Origin of the sequence: Veillonella sp. VA142, from assembly GCF_003992135.1 — a bacterium.
Taxonomy (GTDB): Bacteria; Bacillota; Negativicutes; order Veillonellales; family Veillonellaceae; genus F0422.
In genome coordinates, this window is record NZ_RQVN01000054.1 from 1 (window position 1) to 1,211 (window position 1,211).

The window sequence follows — 1,211 nt, forward strand, 5'->3', positions numbered from 1 at the left end:
GGTTAATTGTATAATGAAATTGAACAATTGAATATAAAAAATCCATAGTGATTTCGTGGTATGATTATAGTGCTAAATTACAAGATATCACGAGGTAATCACTATGGACAATACTAATCATAACACAGAAACACGGACAAATAAACATCTTTCGTTAAAAGAACGATTTTACATCGAAAGGCGTCTTCGACTAGGAGCATCAATATCTTCTATTGCTGCTGATCTGCAACGGTCTAGAACGACTATTTATTATGAAATAAAGCGTGGTACGGTCGACCAGATAAAGAAAGATAAACTAGTCAGCCTATATTTCGCTGAAACAGGACAACTAGCATATGAAAAAAGCAGAGCAGGATCATTTTCTCGCCTGAAAATTAATAACGCTAGAAAATTTCTAGAATGGGCAAAACATAAGATTCAAGGGCCTTATAAATGGTCTATTGATGCTTGTGTAGGTGTAGCACGCAAAGAGAAGCTATTTACATCAGATATGATGGTATGTACAAAAACCTTGTATAACTACGTACATGAAGGGATCTTTCTACCTATCCTTGACTTTCCTTGTATAGTCAAACGAAAACGAACCAAGTACATCCAACGTACTCATAAACGTAATCTAGGGTTAAGCATCGATGATCGTGACCCAGCAGTAGATGAACGTACGGAATTTGGGCACTGGGAAGTGGATACCATTCGAGGGAAAAAAGGCAAAGAGGAGCCAGTGCTGGTAACGCTAGCAGAGCGTAAAACACGATTTAATGTTCAGCTACTAGCGAATAGTGCTTCCGCTAGTGATGTCACAAAAGCCATTGTTGCATGGTTAGGTACTATGGTAATGAAATCAGTAAAGAGTATTACCTCAGATAACGGCAGTGAGTTTGCCAACCTTACAGAAGGATGCAGAGGAATGTGTCCAGTATACTTTGCTCATCCCAATTCACCATGGCAAAGAGGTACAAATGAACGTCACAATGGATTGTTAAGACGATTTATACCAAAGGGCAAAGCGTTGAGTGATCTTTCTACAGAAACACTAGAAGTTGCACACAATTGGATAAATCAATTACCACGAAAGATCCTTGGATACAAAACACCAGAGGAAATGTTCATAGAGGAAATATCGAAGCTATTATGCTAAGTATCTTTTAAGGGTTCTTTCACGATGTTAAATTATTTATATCAAAGTGTTCAATTTCTACTTGCAATTTAAG

General features: G+C 37.5%; 1 protein-coding gene. It reads left to right on the forward strand.

Going from position 1 to position 1,211, the window contains the following annotated elements; genetic code table 11:
• Window positions 1–103: 103 nt before the first annotated feature.
• A complete protein-coding gene (locus tag EO117_RS09055; protein WP_126940115.1) occupies window positions 104–1,138 on the forward strand; it encodes an IS30 family transposase in 1,035 nt (344 codons plus the stop codon).
• Window positions 1,139–1,211 lie beyond the last annotated feature (73 nt).